The organism is Polaribacter sp. IC073, from assembly GCF_007997075.1.
In the GTDB taxonomy this organism is placed as follows: domain Bacteria; phylum Bacteroidota; class Bacteroidia; order Flavobacteriales; family Flavobacteriaceae; genus Polaribacter.
Window position 1 is genome coordinate 233,735 of record NZ_VORS01000004.1, and the last position, 22,463, is coordinate 256,197.

The following is a 22,463-nucleotide window of genomic DNA, read 5'->3' on the forward strand; positions in this document are numbered from 1 at the left end:
TACGATTAGAAATTGAAGACATTAAAAAGAAAGTGAATCATCACGATAAAAATATAGGATTGGTGTTTTCTTATCGAGATAAATTGACTGAAAAGAAAGATAATTCTGTAGAAAAACATAAAATTAGATATAAAAAAGAATATTGCTGTTAAGTAAGCTTGCGTTAGGGATTGAAGTGACATCCTTTTTTGAGGAACGAAAAAAAGATACAACGTAAAGCCCGACCTTTAGGGAACGCTAAAAAAAGGAGTTATAACAAGCTTTTTTATTGGAATATACAAATAAAAAGTTAAACGATTAAACAGTTAAACGTTTAAAAATGAGTGAAGAAATAAACGACAACGAGCACGAAGAAGAATTATCAAATCTAGAAAATCAAGCAGATTCTTTAGAGAATCAGGCGGATTCCGTCGAAACCATTACCAAGATTACAGGAATGTACAAGGAGTGGTTTTTAGATTATGCTTCGTATGTAATTTTAGAAAGAGCGGTTCCGTCTTTAGAAGACGGCTTAAAACCCGTGCAGCGTAGAATTATGCATTCTATGAAAGATTTAGATGATGGGCGTTACAATAAAGTAGCGAATATTGTTGGGCATACCATGCAATACCATCCGCATGGAGATGCATCTATTGCGGACGCTATGGTACAAATTGGTCAGAAAGAATTGCTGATTGATATGCAGGGTAACTGGGGAAATATTTTAACAGGAGACAGAGCTGCAGCATCAAGATATATTGAAGCTCGTTTGTCTAAGTTTGCTTTAGACGTAGTTTTTAATCCGAAAACTACAGATTGGAAAATGTCTTATGATGGTAGAAGGAAAGAACCGATAGATTTACCGGTAAAGTTTCCGCTATTACTAGCACAAGGAGCAGAAGGAATTGCTGTAGGTTTATCAACCAAAATACTACCGCATAACTTTATTGAATTAATTGATGCTTCGATTAAATATTTAAAAGGGAGAAGTTTTAGAATATTACCAGATTTTATTACTGGAGGAATAGCAGATTTTACCAACTATAATGATGGGAAACGTGGAGGTAAAGTACGAGTTCGGGCAAAAATTGCACAGCTAGATAAAAAGACCTTGGTTATTAATGAAATTCCTTTTGGTACTACCACTACCACTTTAATTGATAGTATTATAAAAGCCAATGAAAAAGGGAAGATTAAGATTAAAAAGATTGAAGATAATACCGCTGCAGAGGTAGAGATTTTAGTGCATTTGCCACCAAATGTGTCACCAGATAAAACTATTGATGCGCTGTATGCATTCACCAATTGTGAAAATTCTATTTCGCCTTTATGTTGTACTATTGAAAACAACAAACCTGTTTTTATAGGTGTTTCTGAAATGTTACGACATTCTACAGATTTAACGGTAGATTTGTTGAAGAAAGAATTAGAAATTCAATTAAAAGAATTAGAAGAGCAATGGCATTTCTCTTCTTTAGAACGCATTTTTATAGAAAATAGAATCTATCGAGATATTGAAGAAGAAGAAACTTGGGAAGGCGTAATTGAAGCGATTGATAAAGGTTTGCAGCCTCATATAAAACATTTAAAACGTGCAATTACGGTTGAAGATATTACGCGTTTAACAGAGATACGTATTAAGAAAATATCAAAGTTTGATATTGACAAAGCAAAACAATTTATAGAGGGTTTAGAAGATAAAATTGCAGTAGTAAAAGACCATTTAGCAAAGTTAATAGAATATGCAATCGATTATTTTAAACGTTTAAAAGAAACGTACGGAAAGGACAAAGAACGCAAAACAGAAATTAGAATTTTTGATGATATTGTAGCTTCTAAAGTAGCAATGAACAATGCAAAACTTTATGTAAATAGAGAAGAAGGTTTTATAGGTACTTCACTTAAAAAAGATGAGTTTATAACCGATTGTTCTGATATTGATGATATTATTATTTTTAGAAAAGATGGTGTTATGAAGGTAACAAAGGTAGATACTAAAACCTTTGTTGGTAAAGATATTCTCTATGTTGCTGTGTTTAAAAAGAAAGACAAAAGAACCGTATATAATTTTATGTACAGAGATGGTGCTAGAGGTGCTTCTTATATGAAGCGTTTTAATGTAACCTCTGTAACTAGAGACAAAGAATACGATTTAACAAACGGAAATAAAGGATCTATTGTACATTATTTTACTGCAAACCTAAATGGAGAAGCAGAAGTTGTAACGACGAATTTACGTGCTGTTGGAGGTGTTAAAAAAATGAAGTGGGATATTGATTTTGCAGATTTAGCAGTAAAAGGAAGAGCCGTTAGAGGAAATAGAATTACTAAATATGCAATTAAATCTGTCGATTTTAAGTCTGAAGGAGTTTCAACCTTAAAACCACGTAAAATATGGTTTGATGATGCAGTGCAACGTTTAAATGTTGACGAAAGAGGTGAATTGTTAGGAGAGTTTAGAGCAGAAGATAAATTATTAATTGTCACACAAAGCGGAAAAGCAAAAGCGGTAAAACCGAATCTAGCAATGCATTTTGATAATGACACTATTGTGTTAGAGAAATGGAAGCCTAACAAACCAATTTCTGCTATTTATTTCGATGGAGAAAAAGAACGTTACTATGTAAAACGTTTTTTAATTGAAACAACAGAGAAAGAGGAAAGTTTTATATCTGAACATGTAAAATCGCAATTAGAAATTGTTGCGACAGATTACAGACCAATGGCAGAAGTTATATACTCTAAAAGGAGTTTAGAGAATGAAGAAGTTAATTTTGAAGAATTTATAGCTGTAAAAGGAATAAAAGCACAAGGAAATCAATTAACTACAGAGAAAATTAAGCAAGTTAATTTGTTAGCATCTTTATCTTATGAAGAGGAGGAGGAGGAAGAAGAAATAAATGAAGAAACAGAAGTTATAGCGGAAGATATTTTAAAGGATAGCTTACCAATAGAAGTTGAAGAAACGGAAACCAAAAAACCTATTTTAGAAGAACTTTCGGCAGAGGAAAAAGCGAAAATAGCTTTGCAAAAATCAATAGCAAGAAAAAAAGCAGAACAGAAGAGAATAGATGACGAGAACCAGACAAAATTGTTTTAGATAGAGCAACGCTTTCATTTCTTTTAACATTAATAGTTTAAAGAAAGTTGAAACATAAATTAATTTATATTTTTCTATTATTTATAAGTTTGAGTTATTCTCAAACTAAAATTTCCTATATCCATGATTTAAAAAAGGAAATAACGATTCATAATATAGAATTTGTACAATTAAAAAAATACATTAATGTAATTAGTAACGGACTAAATAATGGTGTTTTTTGGTTTAAAATAGAGAGTTTTAAGGAGGAAGATGGCGATTATATCATACAGGTTTTAAATAATCAGAGACCAAACACGTTAGCTTATCAAAATGAAAAGTAATTAAAAGTTTTAAAACGTGAGCGATATTTATCCTATTTAGTAGCTTCTAAAAATCCGGTTTATTTACGGGTAACAACCCTTCGAGAAGCGCTAATACCTATTCATGTTAGTTCCCAATCTGCTTTTTTAAAGGCAGATAAAATAGATTTCTTATTTATTGGATTTTATAATGGTTGCGCATTTATAATAATTCTCATCAATATTTTTTACTTTATAAATTTTAAAGATGATCTATTTATATATTATAGCCTTTTTCTTTTGAGTATGACGTCTTCACTTTTTGTAAGTGATGGAATGTTGTTTTTCTTTAATTTGTCAAAACCTGTAATTAATAACAGCTATGTTATTGTTCATTTTTTCGTTTATTTTTTCTCTTTTCTATTTTCAAAAAACTATTTACAGATAAATCAATATTTTTCTAAGGCTAGTAACTATGGTTGGCTTTTATTGATGCTCGTTTTTACATTTTTATGTATATATCTAGTTACCGATATTTTTATTTTCTTTGTAATAATGGAAATTTTTGGGTTCTCCTTATTATTATTATTATTATTATTATTCTGTTGGTTTTTAAGTGTTTTATTATTTAGAAAAAACTTTTACACCAAATTTTTTGTTATAGGTTATTTCTTTATTTTAATATTATCTATCAATTTTTTTATTTTAAAACTCTTCGGCTTTAGCTTTTTTTACATTAGTCCCACAACCTTAAAACTTGGTGGTTTTTTTGAAATGATTTTACTATCATTTGCTGTAATTTATAGAATGGGAATATTAAATAATGAAAATTTATTAATGCGAAATGAAATTGTTAATTATTCTAAAGAAATAAAAGCCTTTCAGAAGCTCTTGAAAAACCAAGTACGCCAAAAAAGAACCTTTTAGAAACTGCCAATTTAAGTTTTAGAGAATTGGAAATATTTAACTTTATCTCAGAGGATATTACAAATAAAGAAATTGCAGATAAACTTAATATTTCTGTAAATACGGTAAAGTTTCATGTAAAAAATATTTATGAAAAATTAAATATTAAGAGTAGAAAAGAAGCGATTTCAATAGAAAACACCTTAAAAGCCTATTGATTATAGAGGTAACTACCCAAAAACTACGCAATAAATAAATAAGTAAGAGAAGAAATATATGTTTCTCCTATTTTTGTAATAAGAAAATGTTTCCCCTAAATTTTTTTAAACAAGAAACCTTCAGTAAAAATATTGAAGGTTTTTTTATTTCATTTTTTCAAAGAAAATAAGTTTGTAATTGGGTAATAAATCAGGATTTGTGATTTTAATAATATCCTTTAAAACTAAATCTGGTCTTGTACTTCCTAATTCGTAATAAATAACACCACCCGTTTTTCCTTTTTTTGTTGAAGGTGTGTAAATATTATCTGTATTAAAAGATTTGAATTTAGCGTATAACGGATTACTTTTTAACAATTGTTCTTTAGATGAAAAATATCCAGGAGCAATCCAATAATCAGCATCTTTTCCTTTGTCAAAAACACTTTCAAAACTCAAAGATAAACTTCCTTTGCCTTCAGAATTTTTCCAGAGATAATTTAAATTAGCATCTTTTAAAAACTGAGCAACAAAACTCGCTCCAGCAGGCAAGTTCCAAATATCTTTACTCATAATTGCTCCAGATAAAATTGTAGGATTCTTCATTGATTTTTCTGCAAGCTTTTTAGCATCTATATAATTGGTTTCAATTACCTTAAAAATACTGTCTGCTTGTTTTTCTTTATCAAATAAAACACCAAAGAACTTAATCCATTCTGCTTTTCCTAAAGGTGTTTCTTCTAACCAATCTCCGTTATAAATTACATTAATTCCCGCTTTTTTAATGGTTGTTAAACTATTATCTGCAGCAGAAACACTGTAACCTACAACCAACTCTGGTTGTAAGTCTAATAATATCTCTGTGTTTAGAGAATTTTCTCTACCAATTTCCGTAATTTTTCCTTCATCAATTAAAACCCTTGTTTTTTCTGATGAAACATATTTAGAATACGGAAAACCAACAATTGAAGTTTCTTCATTTAGCAACTCTACCATGGGTATGTGAGTTGTTGAGGTAACAACAATTTTTCGAATTGGTACTTCTACAACTTCATTTTTAGAAACAACCGTTTTATTTGAATCTTTACTTCTAATTTCATATTCAAAAACCTCTTTAGAGTTCTGGTATGCTGTTTTTATAATTAACCTTTTAACGCCATTATCATCAATGATATCAAAGCCTTTAGCATATTTAATAGTACTTTTATTTGGGGTGCTTTTAGTCACTTTTACAATTTCTTTTTTGCAAGAAAAAGTAAATAAAATAAGGAGTAAAAGAATAGCGTTCTGTGTTCGTTTCATCATCAAAAAATAATTAGAGAACAAGATTACAAAATTGTTTTGTCATATCAATTTAAAAACTACTTTTGCAGTGATTTTGGTTTTGATGTAAGAATCATTTTACAAAAGATTAAAAAGGAATCTAGTTAAAATCTAGAACTGTTCCCGCAACTGTAAGCTATAAAGCTTGTAACTATTCTTTTACCACTGACAATTTATTGTTGGGAAGGTTTGTTACAAGACGCAAGTCAGGAGACCTGCCATTATTAAGAACAATTAAAAAACTTTCGGGATAGAAGTTTATTGAAACTATGGTAAAAAAGTACACAATTATTTGTTGTTTATTATTTGGTGCAATTAACTTGTATGCTCAAAAAGATACTGTTGTTATTCAATTAAAAGAGATTGTTTTACCAATTTCTAAAGTGAAAGATTTTTCTAAAGGATATAGTAAAATTTCTATTACAGATAGTTTAGTTCGTAGAAATATAAAGTCTTTAACAGCTGTTTTGCGTTTTAATTCTTTTATATATTTTAAAGAAAATGGACCAGGAATGGTTTCTCCACCTTCTTTTAGAGGTACAAATGCATCTCAAACAGCTGTAATTTGGAACGGAATTAACATAAACTCTCAACTAAACGGTCAGACAGATTTTAATGCTATATCATCTAATTCTTATGATGATATTACGGTAAGAAGTGGTGGTGGAAGCGTACTTTTTGGAAGTGGTGCTATTGGTGGTACTGTTCATTTAAATAATAATATTACATTTTTACCTACAAGAAAACAGCACCTTTTATTAAAGTATGGAAGCTTTGATACAAAACATATTAGTTATAATTTTAAGAAATCGAATACTAAAAGTTATGTGAGCATCGGTTTAGGATACAATGCTTCTAATAACGATTTTCACTATGTAGAGACTAATTTAAAAAACGACAATGGGGAGTTGTACAATTCTAATTTGGATGTAAATTTTGGCTATAAATTTAATAATCAGCATCAAATAAAAATTTTTTCAAACTCTTTTTTTTCAGACAGAAACCTTTCTAGAACTTTAAATGCACCATCTAATGATGCTTATAAAGACGTGAGTTTAAAAAATTTACTAGAATGGAGTTATTTCATTTCTCCTAATGAAGCCATCACATCTAAATTTGCCTATGTTTTTGATGAGTTTAAATTTTTTGATGACAAGTCTAATAAAAATATTTTCTCTATTGGAACCGTAAAAAGAAAAATAGTAAAATTAGATTATAGTAATTATGTTTCTAGAAAAATAAAGATAAATACCATTGCTGGTTTTGAGTCTACACTAGTAAATGGAAGTAGTTTTTCTTCGAATAGAAGAAATGTTTTTTCAGCGGTATTTTCCTTCAATCATCAATTAACAAAAAGGTTAAGTTATGGTTTGCAGTTTAGGCAAGAATACTTAAAAAATATTGCTTCTCCCTTTTTATATTCTTTAGGAATAGAACAGGAATTTAATAAATATTACACACTTTCTTTTAATACTTCTAAGAATTTTAGAATTCCAACTTTTAATGATTTGTATTGGGAACCTAGCGGAAATATAAATTTAAAACCAGAAGAATCCTATCAATTTGAAGTTGGTAACGCCATAACATTTAGCAATATTTCTTTTCAATTGAATGCTTTTTATATTAAATCTGATGATTTGATACAGTGGATACCTAATGAAACGGGAGCTTGGAGTCCTGTGAATGTTAGTGAAACTAGAAATTTAGGTATTGAGTTTGCAGTTAATTTTAGAAAAAATATCGGGTTGCATCATTTTAAATTGAATACAAACTATTCTTATACAGATGCGAAAGATTTAGAAACAAACAAGGCATTAATTTCTGTGCCAAAAAATCGAGCAAATTTTCTGTTGAATTATAATTATAAAGCTTTTAGCGTTTACTATCAGCAATTATTTAATGATGATGTTTCTTTTCTAGTAGCTATAATTCCTGCTTTTACAGTTGCTAATGTGGGTTTTGATTATCAATTTTTATCAATTAAAAAGAAACCAATAGTTGGTTTTAAAATTAATAATATTTACAATTCAAATTATCAAAATACATTAAGCAGGCCCATGCCTGGAGTAAATTTTCTAATAACAACAAACATAAATTTTTAAAAATGATGAATATTAAAAAATCAATTTTTTTAGTCGCTTTAACAGCAGGTGTTTTATTTACATCTTGTAACAGCAGTAATGAGCTAATTTTACCAAAAGGAGATTATGAACATGGAGTTTTAGTAGCTAATGAAGGTGCTTTTTCTGGAGGTACGGGAACAATTAATTTTATTTCTGAAGATTATACAATAGAAGAAGCTAAAATTTACAATAAAGTAAATAATGAAAATATTGGTACTGTTTTGCAATCTGTTGGGTTTAACAACGAGAATGCATATTTAATTGCAAATGTTGGTAATAAAATTTCTATCTCCAATAGGTATTCAATGAATAAAATTACAGAAATTACTACAGATTTAAGCAACCCAATAAATATTGCTTTTTTAGACGGTAAAGGTTATGTTACAAATTGGGGTTCTGGTTCAGATCAAACAGATGATTATATTGCAGTTGTAGATTTAACAACAGCCATTATTACTAATAAAATTCCAGTAACAGAAGGTCCAGAACAAATTATTGCTGTGGGTAAAAATTTATATATATCTCATAAAGGTGGTTTTGGTTCGGGTAATATTGTTACAGTAATAAATTCGATAAATAATACAATTGTAAAAACAATTGAGGTGGGTCTTGTGCCAGATGAAATGGCGCTTGATAGTAATGGAGACTTGTTAGTTTCTTGTGAAGGAAAAGCAGAAACATCATGGAATCCTGCAGAAACGTTAGGGAGTTTAGTAAAAATAAATACCGCAACAAATGAGGTAAGTGCTACGCTTACTTTTGCTTCAGAATTTCACCCAAATAGCATGGTTGTAAGTGATGGCAGCATTTACTTTTCTACATCGTCTAAAGTATTTAAAATGTCTGAAAATGCGACTGAGGTTCCAACTTCAGAAATTATTACAACGCCAGTTTATAGTTTGGCTGTTAAAGAAAATAAAATTTATGTTACCGATGCCAAAGATTATAAAGTGAATGGTAGTTTAAAAATATTTGACGCAGCTACAAACACAGAATTAAAAGAATTTACTGTTGGTCTTGTTCCTGGTAAAGTTTATTTTAACTAAAAAATATTTTTTAAACGTTCTTTTGAAAAAGGAAACGTTCCCTCATTAAAGACTCCTTATTAGATAGTTCTAGTTCGGAGTTTTTTATTACAATAGCTTTCGCACTTCATTTTTAATAAAATCGATAGCTGTTTCTGTTGGTGGCAGTGTTTTAGAATAATCGATTAACACATTTTCACGTAGATCATTTGCAGAAGTAGCATTTTCTGCTACTTGTCTTAATTTATTTGTAACAGCATTTTTAGCAGCGTAAATAGCGGTCCAAGTATCTTCAGAAATATAGATTTGTTGTACTAAATTATGTTCAAATTCTTGATCTATATTTGCAATTAGTAATTGTAAATAATCATCTGTGTCGCTAGAAATTGGCGGAACACGCATTAACATTTTAACAGGGTTTATTCGATCGCAAAATAACATTAAACGCTCACAAGCCTGTAACTTTATAGGCAAAGCCTCTTTTCTTTGTTGTGCTAATAATTCTAATTTTTTTTCAGAATTTTTATTATTTATAAAGCCATTAAACATGTAATAAGCAACCAAACCCGTTACTGCTGCCGGTAAAATATAAGCGATGCTTTCTAAGATTTTATCTTCCATAAATTAAATAAAGTGTACTACATACGAATATAAGATTCCTATTAGAATTGCCAAACCAAAACTTAATAAAGTCCCAATTAAAATGTATTCTGTGAGTTTTCTGTCTTTAGAAGATGTTAAATCTCCAAACCTAAAAACCGATTTGGCAGCCAATAAGAAACCAATGGCTTCCCAATGATTTGTAATTACAAAAATGAATACAAAAAGACGCTCTAAAATACCAATATAACGTCCTGCCTTTGCCAAAGAATCATCATTTTCTTTTTTACTTTCAGGATTCCATTGTGTAATAAAAACTTTTATAATAATTGCAGAAACATTTGTTATCAAAAGAACAGCTATACTTAAAGCTAAATTTTTATCAGTAAAAAGTTCATCAACAGAAAAATTGAAATCAGTATATATAGCAACAACAAAAAACAATGCTAAAATATGTAAAACCAACTTCTCTTTGTTTTTTTTTTCTGAAGGTAGAGCTTAGAAACATCAAAAATAAAATGAGATATAAGAATGATTGAAAAACCTAGCCAATATTTTTGTAAATTAAATTGAAGTAAAATCAATAATAAAAAAGCATGAATCCCCAAGTGCACGTATAATTTAGAAGATCTAATTTTATTTTTTTCCTTATCTTTTACCCACTTTTCTGATTGAAAGACAAAATCACCTAAAATATGAGCAAGCAAAAACTTTAAAAATAACAACATCTTATCCGTTTATTTTTTGATTTATTAATTTTCTAAAACGTTTTTCTAGCTTCATAATAGGTTCAAAACCAGCACGTTTTTGTCTTTCGCTAACTCTTCCCTGTGTAATACTTAAAATTTGTGCAATTTCTTTTTGTGTAGCATTTTTATTTTCTAGAGATAATTTAAAAACTTCTGCAGAGTTTACAGACCAAGAATCTATTGTTAATAAGGCCAAGTCAAATGCAATATTAAGTTCATCATCAATTTCTTGCCAAGGTGTTTTTATGGCTAAATTTTGTTTTTTTGATAAATTATCAAAAGCAAAACCAGAATTTATAAAAGCAGCACCATTAGCGGTTGTAATTTCTGAAGCACTGTATTCTTTTTCGCCTATTCCTATTCCAATTCTAACATCAATATTTAAAATACTTTTCAATTGAGATTTAATTTTTAACGCAGCATGCAATGCCTTTTCAGGATTTTTTATTTCTAATTGAAAGCTATCTCCTCTATAAATTTGCCAATATTTAGGCGATTCTCCAAAAGTTTGTAAGGTGTTTTTTAAAAGTGATAACCATAAATTATCCTCTTTTTTTCTAGAATTTACAATATCTCCTGTTAAAATACTTGTCATTTGTATTTGTAATTTTAGCTAATATACTATTTATCTTTTTAAAATAGATATTTATCTGTCTTAGAACAGATAAACTTACTTATCTGCCTATAAGCAGATAATAACATAAATCTGTTTTAGGCGTATTTTGTAAGAATATAAATAATAGCAGATTTAGAGAGAAACAGTCAATTTTATTGGTGCTATGCTCTAATTATAGTTATTCGTTTTTCGAGACGCGTTTTAAAGGAACAACTTGTGAATAAAAATTATGAAACTTCTGTATAAAAAACAAATAGTTTGGTTAATTTCACGCTTTAAATTCTTCTAAAAAAATATCTCTTGAATAGTTACTTAGATTCTTTAAACGAACCTCAAAAGGAAGCTGTTTTACAAAAAGATGGCCCAATGATTATTATTGCTGGTGCAGGTTCTGGTAAAACACGTGTATTAACGTATAGAATTGCTCATTTAATGAAGCAAGGCGTAGATTCGTTTAATATTTTATCGCTCACATTTACAAATAAAGCAGCCAAAGAAATGAAGGCGAGAATTGCTTCTGTTGTTGGTGCAAGTGAAGCAAAAAACCTTTGGATGGGAACTTTTCACTCGGTTTTTGCACGTATTTTACGTTCAGAAGCAGATAAACTAGGTTTTCCAACCAATTTTACAATTTACGATTCGCAAGATTCTGTTCGTTTGATAAGTTCTATTATAAAAGAAATGGGCTTAGACAGAGAACGTTACAAACCAAAGCAGATTTTAGGACGCATTTCTTCGTTTAAAAATAGCTTAATTACGGTTAAGGCGTATTTTAACAACCCAGATTTACAAGAAGCAGATTTGCATGCAAGCAGACCTAAAGTTGGCGATATTTATAGAATCTATGTAGACAGATGTTTTAAAGCTGGTGCAATGGATTTTGATGATTTATTATTAAGAACCAATGAATTGCTGGCTCGTTTTCCCGAAACTTTGGCCAAATACCAAGATCGTTTTCGGTATATTATGGTAGATGAGTATCAAGATACAAATCATTCGCAATATATTATTGTAAGAGCTTTGGCAGATAAATTTGGAAATATTTGTGTTGTTGGAGACGATTCTCAAAGTATTTATAGTTTTAGGGGAGCAAATATTCAGAATATTTTGAATTTTCAGAAAGATTATCCAGATGTTAAAACCTTTAAATTAGAACAGAACTATAGATCTACAAGTAACATTGTAAATGCAGCAAATTCTGTTATAGAAAAGAATAAAACAAAGTTAGACAAAGAGGTTTGGACTTCTAATGATGCGGGAGACGCTATAAACGTAATGCGAACTATTTCAGATGGAGAAGAAGGCCGTTTTGTAGCACAATCGATTTGGGAAAACCATATGAATCATCAGCTAGGTTTAGATAGTTTTTGTGTTTTGTATAGAACAAATTCTCAGTCTAGAGCAATGGAAGACGCGTTGCGTAAAAAAGGACTGGATTATAAAATTTATGGCGGAATTTCTTTTTATCAAAGAAAAGAAATTAAAGATATTTTGTCTTATTTAAGAATCTTAATCAACCCTAATGATGAAGAAGCATTAAAAAGAATTATTAATTATCCTGCGCGTGGAATCGGAGCAACAACTATAGATAAGCTAACCATAGCTGCAAATCATTATAAAAAATCAATTTTCGATATTATAAAATATATCGATAAAATCGATTTAAAAATAAATGCAGGAACTAAGAACAAGCTTCGTAATTTTATGAATATGATGCAAAGTTTGCAAATAGAATCGCAAACAAAAAATGCATTTGAAATTGCAGAAATTGTTGTTAAAAAGGCGCAGTTAATTAAAGATTTAGAAAAAGATGGAACGCCAGAAGCAGTCAGTAAAGTAGAAAATGTTCAAGAACTTTTAAACGGAATTAAAGATTTTATTACAGATAAAATAGAAGAAGGTAATGATGCTTCTTTAACTACTTTTTTAGAAGATGTTGCGTTGGCTACAGATTTCGATTCAGAAAAAAATGATGACAAACCCACGGTCTCTTTAATGACCATTCACCAGTCTAAAGGATTGGAATATGGCTATGTGTATGTTGTTGGTTTAGAAGAAAATTTATTTCCTTCTGCCATGAGTATGAATACCAGAAGCGAGTTAGAAGAAGAACGAAGATTATTTTATGTGGCGTTAACAAGGGCAGAAAAAGTAGCGTATTTAACGTATGCACAAACACGTTACAGATGGGGTAAATTAGTAGATGCAGAACCAAGTAGGTTTCTAGAAGAAATAGATGATAAATACTTATTTTACATCACTCCAAAAGTAAACAACCCAACAATAAATAATTTTTTAGATAAGAGCATTTTTGATGATGCGCCAAAAGGAATTCGTTTTCAGAAACCAATTCAGCGTAAAAAAATGGAGCGTGATTTGGTAAAAAAGAAAGAAATTGTTGTTCCTAAGAATTTGAAAAAAGTTTCACAAGTTTCACCAAAAATGAATCTTTTTGATGGAGATATTATTATAGGAAATATTGTAGAACACAATAGATTTGGTACAGGAACCGTTACAGGAATGGAAGGGAAGGGCCCCGATAAGAAAGCCGAAATTCAGTTTGCAACTGCAGGAAAAAAGAAATTATTGCTGCAATTTGCTAAATTAAAAGTGATTGGCTAAAAATCATCAAAAAAACTAAAAATAAATTGTTATTTTGCAACATTAAATAACGATAAGCTATAAATTGTTAGTTCTAGTGTTTTTTTTTGGATAAAAGGAGAAAGAAAATGGAACGAGAACACACTTCAAAAATAAATAAATGACATTCGATTTAGAATATAATTCAGAAAGACCGTTAATGATAATACCAGAATACGGCAGACATATACAAAAATTAGTAGACCATTGTTTGGCTTTAGAAACAAAAGAAGAGCGAGATAAAATGGCAAAAGCGATTGTAGATGTTATGGGGAATTTACAACCACATTTACGTGATGTTCCAGATTTTAAACACAAACTCTGGGATCAATTGTATATTATGGCAGATTTTAAATTAGATGTAGAATCTCCTTATCCGCAGCCGTCAAAAGATGAATTACAAGAAAAACCAGAAGGTTTGGCGTATCCAAAATCGGCATCAAGATATCGTTATTATGGTAACAATATTCAAACAATGATAGACATTGCTTTAAGTTGGGAAGATGGTGATAAAAAGGAAGCATTGGTTTTTACCGTTGCAAATCACATGAAAAAATGTTATTTAAATTGGAACAAAGACACGGTTGATGATGCCGTGATTTTTAAACATTTGTACGATTTATCTGATGGTAAAATTGATTTAAGAGATACAGATGAAGAATTATCTGAAAGTAAGAATTTACTAAGAAAAAGAAGTTCTCAAGGGCAAAGTAATACTAAAACTACGTATAAGAAACCACAACATAGTAATCAAAATAAAAACAGAAAAAGATAAGAGTCTATGGCATCATTTAAAATTGAAGGCGGTCATAAATTAAATGGAACAATTACTCCGCAAGGAGCAAAAAATGAAGTTTTACAAATACTTTGTGCAGTTTTATTAACTCCAGAGAAAGTAGTTGTAAACAATGTTCCAGATATTATTGATGTAAATAAACTAATTTTTATTTTAGGAGAGTTAGGTGTTAAGGTCGAAAAATTAAGTAGAAATTCATACTCATTACAGGCAGATGAAGTTAATTTAGATTATTTAGAATCTGAAGACTTTAAAAGAGATGGCAGCTCTTTAAGAGGTTCTATAATGATTGTTGGTCCGTTATTAGCGCGTTTTGGTCGAGGATACATTCCGCGTCCTGGAGGAGATAAAATAGGAAGAAGAAGATTAGATACGCATTTTGAAGGTTTTATAAGATTAGGTGCAAAATTTCGTTATAATAAAGAAGAATCTTTTTACGGTGTAGAGGCAGAAGAGTTATACGGTACAGAAATGTTACTAGATGAAGCTTCTGTAACAGGTACAGCAAATATTTTAATGGCTGCTGTTTTGGCTACAGGTACTACAAAAATATACAATGCGGCTTGCGAACCCTACATTCAGCAATTATCTAAAATGTTGAATTCTATGGGCGCAAAAATTTCTGGTGTTGGTTCTAATTTATTAACAATAGAAGGTGTAGCTTCTTTAAGAGGTTGTGAGCATACCGTATTACCAGACATGATTGAAATTGGTTCTTGGATTGGTGTTGCGGTAATGACACGTTCAGAATTAACGATAAAAAATGTTAGTTGGGAAAATCTTGGACAAATACCAAATGTATTTAGAAAGTTAGGCGTTAAATTAGAGAAAAGAGACGACGATATTTATATTCCGGCTCAAGAATCGTATGAGATTCAGAATTATATTGATGGTTCTGTTTTAACAGTGGCAGATGCTCCTTGGCCTGGTTTTACTCCAGATTTATTAAGCATTGTTTTGGTGATTGCAACACAAGCAAAAGGAACCGTTTTAATACATCAAAAGATGTTTGAAAGTAGGTTGTTTTTTGTTGATAAATTGATTGATATGGGGGCTAAAGTTATTTTATGTGATCCTCACAGAGCAACTGTAATTGGAATGGATTTTGAAAGCTCATTAAAAGCAACTAAAATGACATCGCCAGATATTAGAGCAGGAATTTCTTTACTAATCGCAGCATTATCTGCAAAAGGAACCTCAATAATCAACAATATAGAGCAAATAGATAGAGGATACGAAAATATAGAAGCTCGTTTAAAGTCTATTGGTGCTAAGATTGAAAGGATTAATGAATAAAAAAAAATGATGAATAAGAAAAAGTGTTTTATGAATTTAAAATAAATACTTTTTAATGATGATACGCAATTTATATAACGAAGAATGGAGAGAAATTGAGTTTGATGAAAAAGTTTCTATAAAAAAGAGGTTTAAGATTTCAAATTTTGGAAGAGTTCTTTATTGCGAAGGTGATAAAGAATCTTTAAGAAAAAAGAGTTTCATTAATGGCTATGAAACTATTTCATTAAAACAAGCAGTAAATAACAAATCTACAAGTAGATATGTTCATAAACTCGTTGCCCAACATTTTTTAGAAAAAGAAAATGAAGCGAAAGTTTTTGTTTTGCATATTGATTATGATAAGAATAATAATACTGTAGAAAATTTAAAATGGGCAACCAAACGAGAAAAAGAATTACATCAGTTTAAAAACCCTGTATTTATTGAGTCTCGAAAAAACATTAAAACCAATTATAAGCTTACTGAAGGAAAAGTAAAAATTATAAAAAGGCAACTTAAAAATAAAAGAACTAGAATTACCATGATAGCGAAACGTTTTGGCGTTTCAGATATGCAAATTCATAGAATTAAATCTGGTGAAAATTGGGCGCACGTTACCATATAAAAACTAGTACAAAAACGAAAAGAAAGATAGTGTCAGTTTGACACTATTTTTTTGTTGGCAACATTTTTGCCTATAGATAAGAGACAATTTAACGATTACAAAGAAATGAGTAAGAAAGACACTATACACGAGGAAGAAATAAAGAACGAACAAGAAACTGTTCAAGTTGAAGAAAATCAAGAAGTAGAAGCAGAAGTTGTAAAAGAAGAACCTACAGCAGAAGAATTACTTCAAGCTGAAAAGGATAAGTTTTTACGTTTGTTTGCAGAGTTTGAAAACTATAAAAAAAGAACAACTAGAGAAAGAATAGAGTTGTTTAAAACTGCAGGACAAGAATTAATGACATCTTTACTGCCAATTATTGATGATTTCGAACGTGCGCTGCCACATATTGAAGGAGATAAGGAAGCCGAAGAATTAAGAAAAGGTGTTCTATTAATTTATCAAAAATTTTATAACACTTTAGAGCAAAAAGGACTGTCGATAATAGCGACAAATGTTAGTGACACTTTTGATGCTGAAATTCATGAAGCAATTACGCAAATTCCTGCACCTTCAGAAGATTTAAAAGGAAAGATAATAGATTGTATCGAAAAAGGATATAGACTAGGAGACAAGATTATTCGTTACCCAAAAGTGGTTATCGGACAATAAAAGAGTTTTCAGTTTTAGTTAGCAGCATATGCAAACTAAAACTGAAAATTAAAAAAGTATTAGTAACAGGCAACAAAGAATACTGAAAAGCTGCGACTGAATACTGAAAACTAAAAATAAAAATGGCAAAACAAGATTTTTACGAAATATTAGATCTTTCAAAATCGGCATCTCAAGCAGAAATTAAGAAAGGATATAGAAAAATGGCGATTAAATATCACCCGGATAAGAATCCTGATGATAAAAATGCTGAAGAAAACTTTAAGAAAGCTGCAGAAGCTTATGAAGTTTTAAGTGACGAAAACAAAAGAGCTCGTTATGATCAATATGGTCATGCAGGTTTTGATGGCCCTCAAAGTGGCGGTGGTTTTGGTGGCGGTGGCATGGATATGGATGACATATTTAGTCAGTTTGGAGATATTTTCGGCGGTGGAGGCGGTGGTTTCGGCGGCGGCTTTGGTGGTTTTGGTGGTGGTGGAGGCCAGCGTCAAGCTAGAGTTAAAGGAAGTAATATGCGAATTCGTGTAAAACTAACTTTAGAGGAAATAGCCAAAGGTGTAGAGAAGAAAGTAAAGGTTCGCAGAAAAGTGCAAGCAGCAGGCGTTTCTTATAAAACGTGTACAACTTGTAATGGTTCTGGCCAGCAAATGCGTGTTACCAATACTATTTTAGGTAGAATGCAAACAGCAACAACTTGTGGAACTTGTTCTGGAGCCGGAGAAATTATAAGCAGCAAACCAAATGATGCAGATGCACAAGGTTTAATTATTACAGAAGAAACGGTCTCTATAAATATTCCTGAAGGAGTTACAGAAGGAGTTCAGTTAAAAGTAGGCGGAAAGGGGAATGAAGCTCCGGGTAAGAACTCTATAGCGGGTGATTTATTGGTTTTAATTGAAGAAATTCCGCATGAAACTTTAAAAAGAGAAGGAACTAATATACATTATGATTTGTATATTAATTTTTCTGAAGCTGTTTTAGGAACCAGTAAAGAGGTTGACACTGTTACTGGAAAAGTAAAAATTAAAATTGATGTAGGGACACAATCTGGTAAGATTTTAAGATTAAAAGGAAAAGGGTTACCAAGTATAGAAAGGTACGGAACAGGAGATTTCCTAATTCATATTAATGTTTGGACACCGCAAGAATTAAATAAGGAACAAAAACAGTTCTTTGAAAAAATGACGGATAGTGAAAATTTTGCGCCAGCACCTAACAAGTCAGATAAATCTTTTTTTGAAAAAGTAAAAGACATGTTCTCATAGGAAATGTATATATTTTTAATCAAAATGCATAAAATATTGTATTAAAGATAATATTTGATGTATATTTGTAGTGTTATTGAGAAATCGATAACACTTTTTCTTTTTCATAGCAATTTTTCCCACTCAATTTATTGAGTGGGTTTTTTATGAAAATTAATTGTAGTATAACAAAATATTAAAAAATAAGCAGGCTTATCTTATCGACTTGTTTTAACAAGTAGGAAAGTCCGGACACCAAAGAGTATCATAGCGGATAACATCCGTCCAGCGTAAGTTGAGGACCAGTGCAACAGAAAGTATGTACAGTTCGGCTGTAGTGAAACCAGGTAAACTCTATGAGGTGCAATGCCATGTATATTAGAGCTTGAGAGCTACTCGCTCGATTCTAAAGGGTAGGCAGATGGATTCTAAGAGCAATTTTAGAACTAGATAAATGATAAGAACCTTTTTAAGGAACAGAATTCGGCTTATTAGCCTGCTTTTTTAATATTATTTTGATCATATTTTTGTTTTATGATAAAATTCACTGCTTTTAATTACGAAATCATTATAATTTTAAGAAATAACTTTTCTTTATTCATTAATTGTAGCTATCTATTATTTATCTTTTAAAGTTCACTTAAAAAATGTAATTTTGTACTACTTATAATCATAAAATTTAACGAGAATATGGCTTTTGATATTGATATGATCAAAAAAGTGTACGCAAACGTTGTAGAACGCGTAGATGTAGCACGTGAAATTACAGGAAAACCCTTAACTTTAGCAGAAAAGATATTATACAGTCACCTTTGGGATGGAAATCCTAAAAAAGCTTTTTCGAGAGGAAAAGACTATGTAAATTTTGCTCCAGATAGAATTGCTTTGCAAGATGCAACCGCGCAAATGGCTTTATTGCAATTTATGCAAGCAGGTAAAACTAAGGTTGCAGTTCCTACAACTACACACTGTGATCACTTAATTCAAGCTAAAAACGGAGCAAGTTCAGATTTACAATCAGCTTTAAATACAAGTAATGAAGTTTTTAATTTCTTAGAATCGGTATCTAATAAATACGGTTTAGGTTTCTGGAAACCAGGAGCAGGAATTATTCATCAAGTAGTTTTAGAAAATTATGCATTTCCAGGAGGAATGATGATTGGTACCGATTCGCATACAGTAAATGCTGGTGGTTTAGGTATGGTTGCTATTGGTGTTGGTGGTGCAGATGCAGTAGATGTAATGGCAGGTATGGCTTGGGAATTAAAGTTTCCAAAGTTAATTGGAGTAAAGTTAACCGGAAAACTTTCTGGTTGGACAGCGCCAAAAGATGTTATTTTAAAAGTTGCAGGTATTGTTTCAGCAAAAGGTGGAACAGGTGCAATTGTAGAATATTTTGGTGAAGGAGCAACTTCTATGTCTTGTACAGGTAAAGGTACCATTTGTAACATGGGAGCAGAAATAGGAGCAACTACTTCTACTTTTGGTTATGATGAATCTATGGAGCGTTATTTACGTGCTACCGATAGAAGTGATGTTGCAGATGCAGCAAATAAAGTGAAAGATTATTTAACGGGAGATACAGAGGTGTATGCAAACCCAGAACAATATTTCGATGAAGTAATTGAAATTAATTTATCAGAATTAAGTCCTTTATTAAACGGACCATTTACACCAGATTTATCTACAAAAGTGGGGTCTGACATGACGGATGCTGCAAATAAAAACGATTGGCCTTTAAAAGTTGAATGGGGCTTAATTGGTTCTTGTACAAACTCTTCTTATGAAGATTTATCGAGAGCGTCTTCAATTGCACAACAAGCAATTGATAAAGGATTAAAAATGAAATCTGAATTAGGAATTAATCCAGGTTCAGAGAAAGTAAGATATACTGCAGATAGAGATGGTATTATAGGAATTTTTGAAAAATTAGATGCTAAGATTTTTACAAATGCTTGTGGGCCATGTATTGGTCAATGGGCACGTTATGAAGATCCTAAAAATGCACCTAAGAACTCTATAATTCACTCTTTTAACAGAAACTTTGCAAAACGTGCAGATGGTAACCCAAATACGCATGCCTTTGTAGCTTCACCAGAAATGGTTGCAGCAGTTGCCATTGCTGGTCGTTTAGATTTTAATCCAATTACGGATAAATTAATCAATGAAAACGGAGAAGAAGTAATGTTAGACGAACCAACAGGATGGGAATTACCTCCAAAAGGTTTCGAAGTAAAAGATGATGGTTATTTAGCGCCAGAAGAAGATGGAAGTCACGTGCAAATTGCTGTGAAAAACGATTCTGAAAGATTACAATTATTAGAGCCTTTTACGCCTTTAGGAAATGATTTAACAGGTATAAAATTACTAATAAAAGCACATGGAAAATGTACTACAGATCACATTTCTATGGCAGGACCATGGTTGCGTTATAGAGGTCATTTAGATAATATTTCTAACAACTGTTTAATTGGAGCTGTGAATGCTTTTGGCATGAAAACCAATTTTGTGAAAAATCAATTAACAGGTGAGTTTGGTGGTGTGCCAGATACTGCAAGAGCTTATAAAGCTGCAGGGATTAAAACAATTGTTGTTGGAGACCATAACTACGGTGAAGGTTCTTCTAGAGAGCATGCTGCTATGGAGCCAAGGCATTTAGGTGTTGCTGCTGTTATAGTAAAATCTTTTGCGAGAATTCATGAAACAAACTTAAAGAAACAAGGAATGTTAGGTTTAACATTTGCGAATGAAGCAGATTATGACTTAATACAAGAAGATGATACTTTTAACTTTGTAGATTTAAATGAGTTTGCACCAAATAAACCTTTAAATATAGAGGTTGTGCATGCAGACGGATCTAAAGACACTATTGTTGTAAATCACACATACAATGAAGGTCAAATTGAGTGGTATAACGAAGGTTCTGCTTTAAACTTGATAAAAAAAGAAAACGCTTAATATTTCTAGTGTTTACATATAAAACTCTCGATGAAATTCGAGAGTTTTTTTGTTATATAAATAATTATGAATACAACAGAATTTAATCAATTTTTAAACCAACTTTCATTAGAGGCAGTGGCTGTTATTGATACCGCTATTTCTCTAGATAAATATTTCCCAATAGATATTTCAGAAAAGAACACAGATTTACAAAAGTTTGATGTTTCTTCTTCTGAAGAATGGGAAAAGTATCTTACTTCATATCTAAAAAAAAATGATAAAGAAGTTGCTTTTGGAGGTTATTTAGAGAAAAGAAACTTGTATGATAGAAGTGCTTATTTTAAAAAATTAGCAGAAAATGAGAAAAGAAACATTCACTTAGGTATCGATTTATGGTACAAAGCAAATACAAAAGTATTAGCTGTTTTAGACGGTGAAGTACATAGTTTTAAAAACAATAATAATTTTGGGGATTATGGACCAACAATCATTCTAAAACATCAAGTTAATAGTGAAATTTTCTATAGTCTTTATGGTCATTTATCTTCAAGCTCTATTGAAAAAATTAAAATTGGTGATGTTTTTTTACAAGGAAATATTATTGGGTTTTTAGGAGATGCTTCAATAAACGGAGATTACGCACCTCATTTACATTTTCAGATTATTAGAAATATGGAACAGAATTTTGGAGATTACCCAGGAGTTTGTTCAAAAGAAAATATTGAGTTCTATATGAATAATTGCCCAAATCCTAATTTGATATTAAAATTAGATTTATAAAATGGATGTGATTTGTATTATTTTAGCTTTTTTTATTCAGGATTAAAATAAAAAATGCCCAAATAAAGTTTTGTATTGAAAAGGTACCAGCTAACAAACAACAGTTGTATTATTTTTTATTTATTTTTAGAGGGATTATATAGACTTCGCCTTTTTTAATTCCTTTTACAGTTCAACCTTCTTTTTAAAAATGAATTTAATTCAGAAACTTTAGACTTTATAGATAGTACAACAACTTCGTTGTTATTATTTATAATAAAAGAAACTTCAGCAGTAATTGTTTTATTTATTTCAAAAGGAATATCATTTCCAATAAAAGAGGATAATTCTGTTCTTAAAGTTTTTGTTTTTTTTGCTTTCTTAGGGTTTGTTTCTGATGCAGAAACTGAAAATACGATAGATAAACTAATTGCAATAACGGCGATAACTGTTTTTAAACTCTTCATAATTGGTGTGTTTTAGCTTGATGTTATATGGTAAAGACGATACCAATTCAAAAACGTTTCAGCAATTAGTGGGTTTAAGATATAATTAACGCTATCTAATTAAAATTAATAAGTCCATATTATTTCACTTTTAAAGGCATTTTCGTAAATAAACTGTTAAA

Annotated in this window: 19 protein-coding genes, 1 other RNA gene, 1 pseudogene and 1 riboswitch; of the genes and pseudogenes, 15 read left to right on the forward strand and 6 right to left on the reverse strand. The window is 30.5% G+C overall.

Translation table 11 applies throughout. The features are described from left to right. The first annotated feature begins 319 nt into the window (after positions 1-319). The 4 genes and pseudogenes from ES045_RS07990 to ES045_RS08005 all read left to right on the forward strand — a co-directional run. Positions 320-3,079 carry a DNA gyrase/topoisomerase IV subunit A gene (locus ES045_RS07990; RefSeq protein ID WP_147115123.1) on the forward strand — a complete coding sequence of 920 codons (2,760 nt, stop codon included), beginning with the start codon at positions 320-322 and terminating at the stop codon, positions 3,077-3,079. A 47-nt stretch (positions 3,080-3,126) separates the two neighbouring features. Beyond that, complete coding sequence (locus tag ES045_RS07995) at positions 3,127-3,402, forward strand: hypothetical protein (protein WP_223267209.1); 276 nt, start codon at positions 3,127-3,129, stop codon at positions 3,400-3,402. A 156-nt stretch (positions 3,403-3,558) separates the two neighbouring features. Continuing rightward, entirely contained in the window at positions 3,559-4,287 is a 729-nt protein-coding gene (locus ES045_RS16845; RefSeq protein WP_223267214.1) for a 7TM-DISM domain-containing protein, read from the forward strand. Positions 4,288-4,307: 20 nt separating this feature from the next. After that, positions 4,308-4,484 (forward strand): annotated as a pseudogene (locus ES045_RS08005) (response regulator transcription factor); the annotation flags it as partial. Positions 4,485-4,628: 144 nt separating this feature from the next. Here ES045_RS08005 and ES045_RS08010 read toward each other — a convergent pair. Beyond that, a complete protein-coding gene (locus tag ES045_RS08010; protein WP_317131303.1) occupies positions 4,629-5,768 on the reverse strand; it encodes an ABC transporter substrate-binding protein in 1,140 nt (379 codons plus the stop codon). 57 nt (positions 5,769-5,825) lie between these two features. Further along, positions 5,826-6,024, forward strand: a riboswitch (cobalamin riboswitch). A 31-nt stretch (positions 6,025-6,055) separates the two neighbouring features. On the opposite strand from ES045_RS08010, the gene ES045_RS08015 reads away from it, so the two are divergent. After that, positions 6,056-7,888, forward strand: a complete 1,833-nt coding sequence (locus ES045_RS08015) for a TonB-dependent receptor plug domain-containing protein (RefSeq protein ID WP_147115132.1) — start codon at positions 6,056-6,058, stop codon at positions 7,886-7,888. Positions 7,889-7,890: 2 nt separating this feature from the next. Continuing rightward, positions 7,891-8,955 (forward strand): DUF5074 domain-containing protein, encoded by a 1,065-nt coding sequence (locus ES045_RS08020; RefSeq protein WP_147115135.1) that lies wholly within the window; start codon positions 7,891-7,893, stop codon positions 8,953-8,955. 87 nt (positions 8,956-9,042) lie between these two features. On the opposite strand, the gene ES045_RS08025 is transcribed toward ES045_RS08020, so the two are convergent. The 4 genes from ES045_RS08025 to ES045_RS08035 are packed head-to-tail and all read right to left on the reverse strand — an operon-like array spanning position 9,043 to position 10,878. Further along, positions 9,043-9,555, reverse strand: coding sequence for a hypothetical protein (locus ES045_RS08025; RefSeq protein ID WP_147115138.1), 513 nt, complete (start codon positions 9,553-9,555; stop codon positions 9,043-9,045). Positions 9,556-9,558: 3 nt separating this feature from the next. Continuing rightward, complete coding sequence (locus ES045_RS16800; RefSeq protein WP_317131304.1) at positions 9,559-9,999, reverse strand: hypothetical protein; 441 nt, start codon at positions 9,997-9,999, stop codon at positions 9,559-9,561. Next, positions 9,981-10,262 carry a DUF3307 domain-containing protein gene (locus tag ES045_RS16805; protein WP_317131305.1) on the reverse strand — a complete coding sequence of 94 codons (282 nt, stop codon included), beginning with the start codon at positions 10,260-10,262 and terminating at the stop codon, positions 9,981-9,983. Before ES045_RS16805 ends, ES045_RS16800 begins: the two co-directional genes overlap by 19 nt. 1 nt (position 10,263) lies before the next feature. Then, positions 10,264-10,878, reverse strand: a complete 615-nt coding sequence (locus ES045_RS08035; RefSeq protein ID WP_147115141.1) for a SatD family protein — start codon at positions 10,876-10,878, stop codon at positions 10,264-10,266. Positions 10,879-11,199: 321 nt separating this feature from the next. Between ES045_RS08035 and ES045_RS08040 the strand changes: the two genes are divergently transcribed. The 9 genes from ES045_RS08040 (at position 11,200) to ES045_RS08080 (ending at position 21,856) form a co-directional block, all read left to right on the forward strand. Continuing rightward, positions 11,200-13,521 carry an ATP-dependent helicase gene (locus tag ES045_RS08040; protein ID WP_147115144.1) on the forward strand — a complete coding sequence of 774 codons (2,322 nt, stop codon included), beginning with the start codon at positions 11,200-11,202 and terminating at the stop codon, positions 13,519-13,521. A 139-nt stretch (positions 13,522-13,660) separates the two neighbouring features. Beyond that, on the forward strand, positions 13,661-14,314 hold the full coding sequence (locus tag ES045_RS08045; RefSeq protein ID WP_147115147.1) for a DUF4290 domain-containing protein: 654 nt from the start codon (positions 13,661-13,663) through the stop codon (positions 14,312-14,314). Positions 14,315-14,320: 6 nt separating this feature from the next. Next, positions 14,321-15,631 carry a UDP-N-acetylglucosamine 1-carboxyvinyltransferase gene (gene murA, locus ES045_RS08050; protein ID WP_147115150.1) on the forward strand — a complete coding sequence of 437 codons (1,311 nt, stop codon included), beginning with the start codon at positions 14,321-14,323 and terminating at the stop codon, positions 15,629-15,631. Between the two features lie 58 nt (positions 15,632-15,689). Beyond that, the gene (locus ES045_RS08055) at positions 15,690-16,238 is read left to right on the forward strand and encodes an HNH endonuclease (protein ID WP_147115403.1); all 549 of its coding nucleotides are present in this window, start codon (positions 15,690-15,692) and stop codon (positions 16,236-16,238) included. A 105-nt stretch (positions 16,239-16,343) separates the two neighbouring features. After that, positions 16,344-16,892 carry a nucleotide exchange factor GrpE gene (locus ES045_RS08060; protein ID WP_147115153.1) on the forward strand — a complete coding sequence of 183 codons (549 nt, stop codon included), beginning with the start codon at positions 16,344-16,346 and terminating at the stop codon, positions 16,890-16,892. Positions 16,893-17,014: 122 nt separating this feature from the next. After that, positions 17,015-18,157 carry a molecular chaperone DnaJ gene (gene dnaJ, locus ES045_RS08065; protein WP_147115156.1) on the forward strand — a complete coding sequence of 381 codons (1,143 nt, stop codon included), beginning with the start codon at positions 17,015-17,017 and terminating at the stop codon, positions 18,155-18,157. Positions 18,158-18,340: 183 nt separating this feature from the next. After that, positions 18,341-18,643, forward strand: an RNA gene (gene rnpB, locus ES045_RS08070) — RNase P RNA component class A. 183 nt (positions 18,644-18,826) lie between these two features. Beyond that, positions 18,827-21,094, forward strand: coding sequence for an aconitate hydratase (locus tag ES045_RS08075; protein ID WP_147115159.1), 2,268 nt, complete (start codon positions 18,827-18,829; stop codon positions 21,092-21,094). A gap of 66 nt (positions 21,095-21,160) precedes the next feature. Continuing rightward, positions 21,161-21,856, forward strand: coding sequence for a peptidoglycan DD-metalloendopeptidase family protein (locus tag ES045_RS08080; RefSeq protein ID WP_147115162.1), 696 nt, complete (start codon positions 21,161-21,163; stop codon positions 21,854-21,856). A 155-nt stretch (positions 21,857-22,011) separates the two neighbouring features. On the opposite strand, the gene ES045_RS08085 is transcribed toward ES045_RS08080, so the two are convergent. Then, a complete protein-coding gene (locus tag ES045_RS08085) occupies positions 22,012-22,302 on the reverse strand; it encodes a hypothetical protein (RefSeq protein WP_147115165.1) in 291 nt (96 codons plus the stop codon). Positions 22,303-22,463 lie beyond the last annotated feature (161 nt).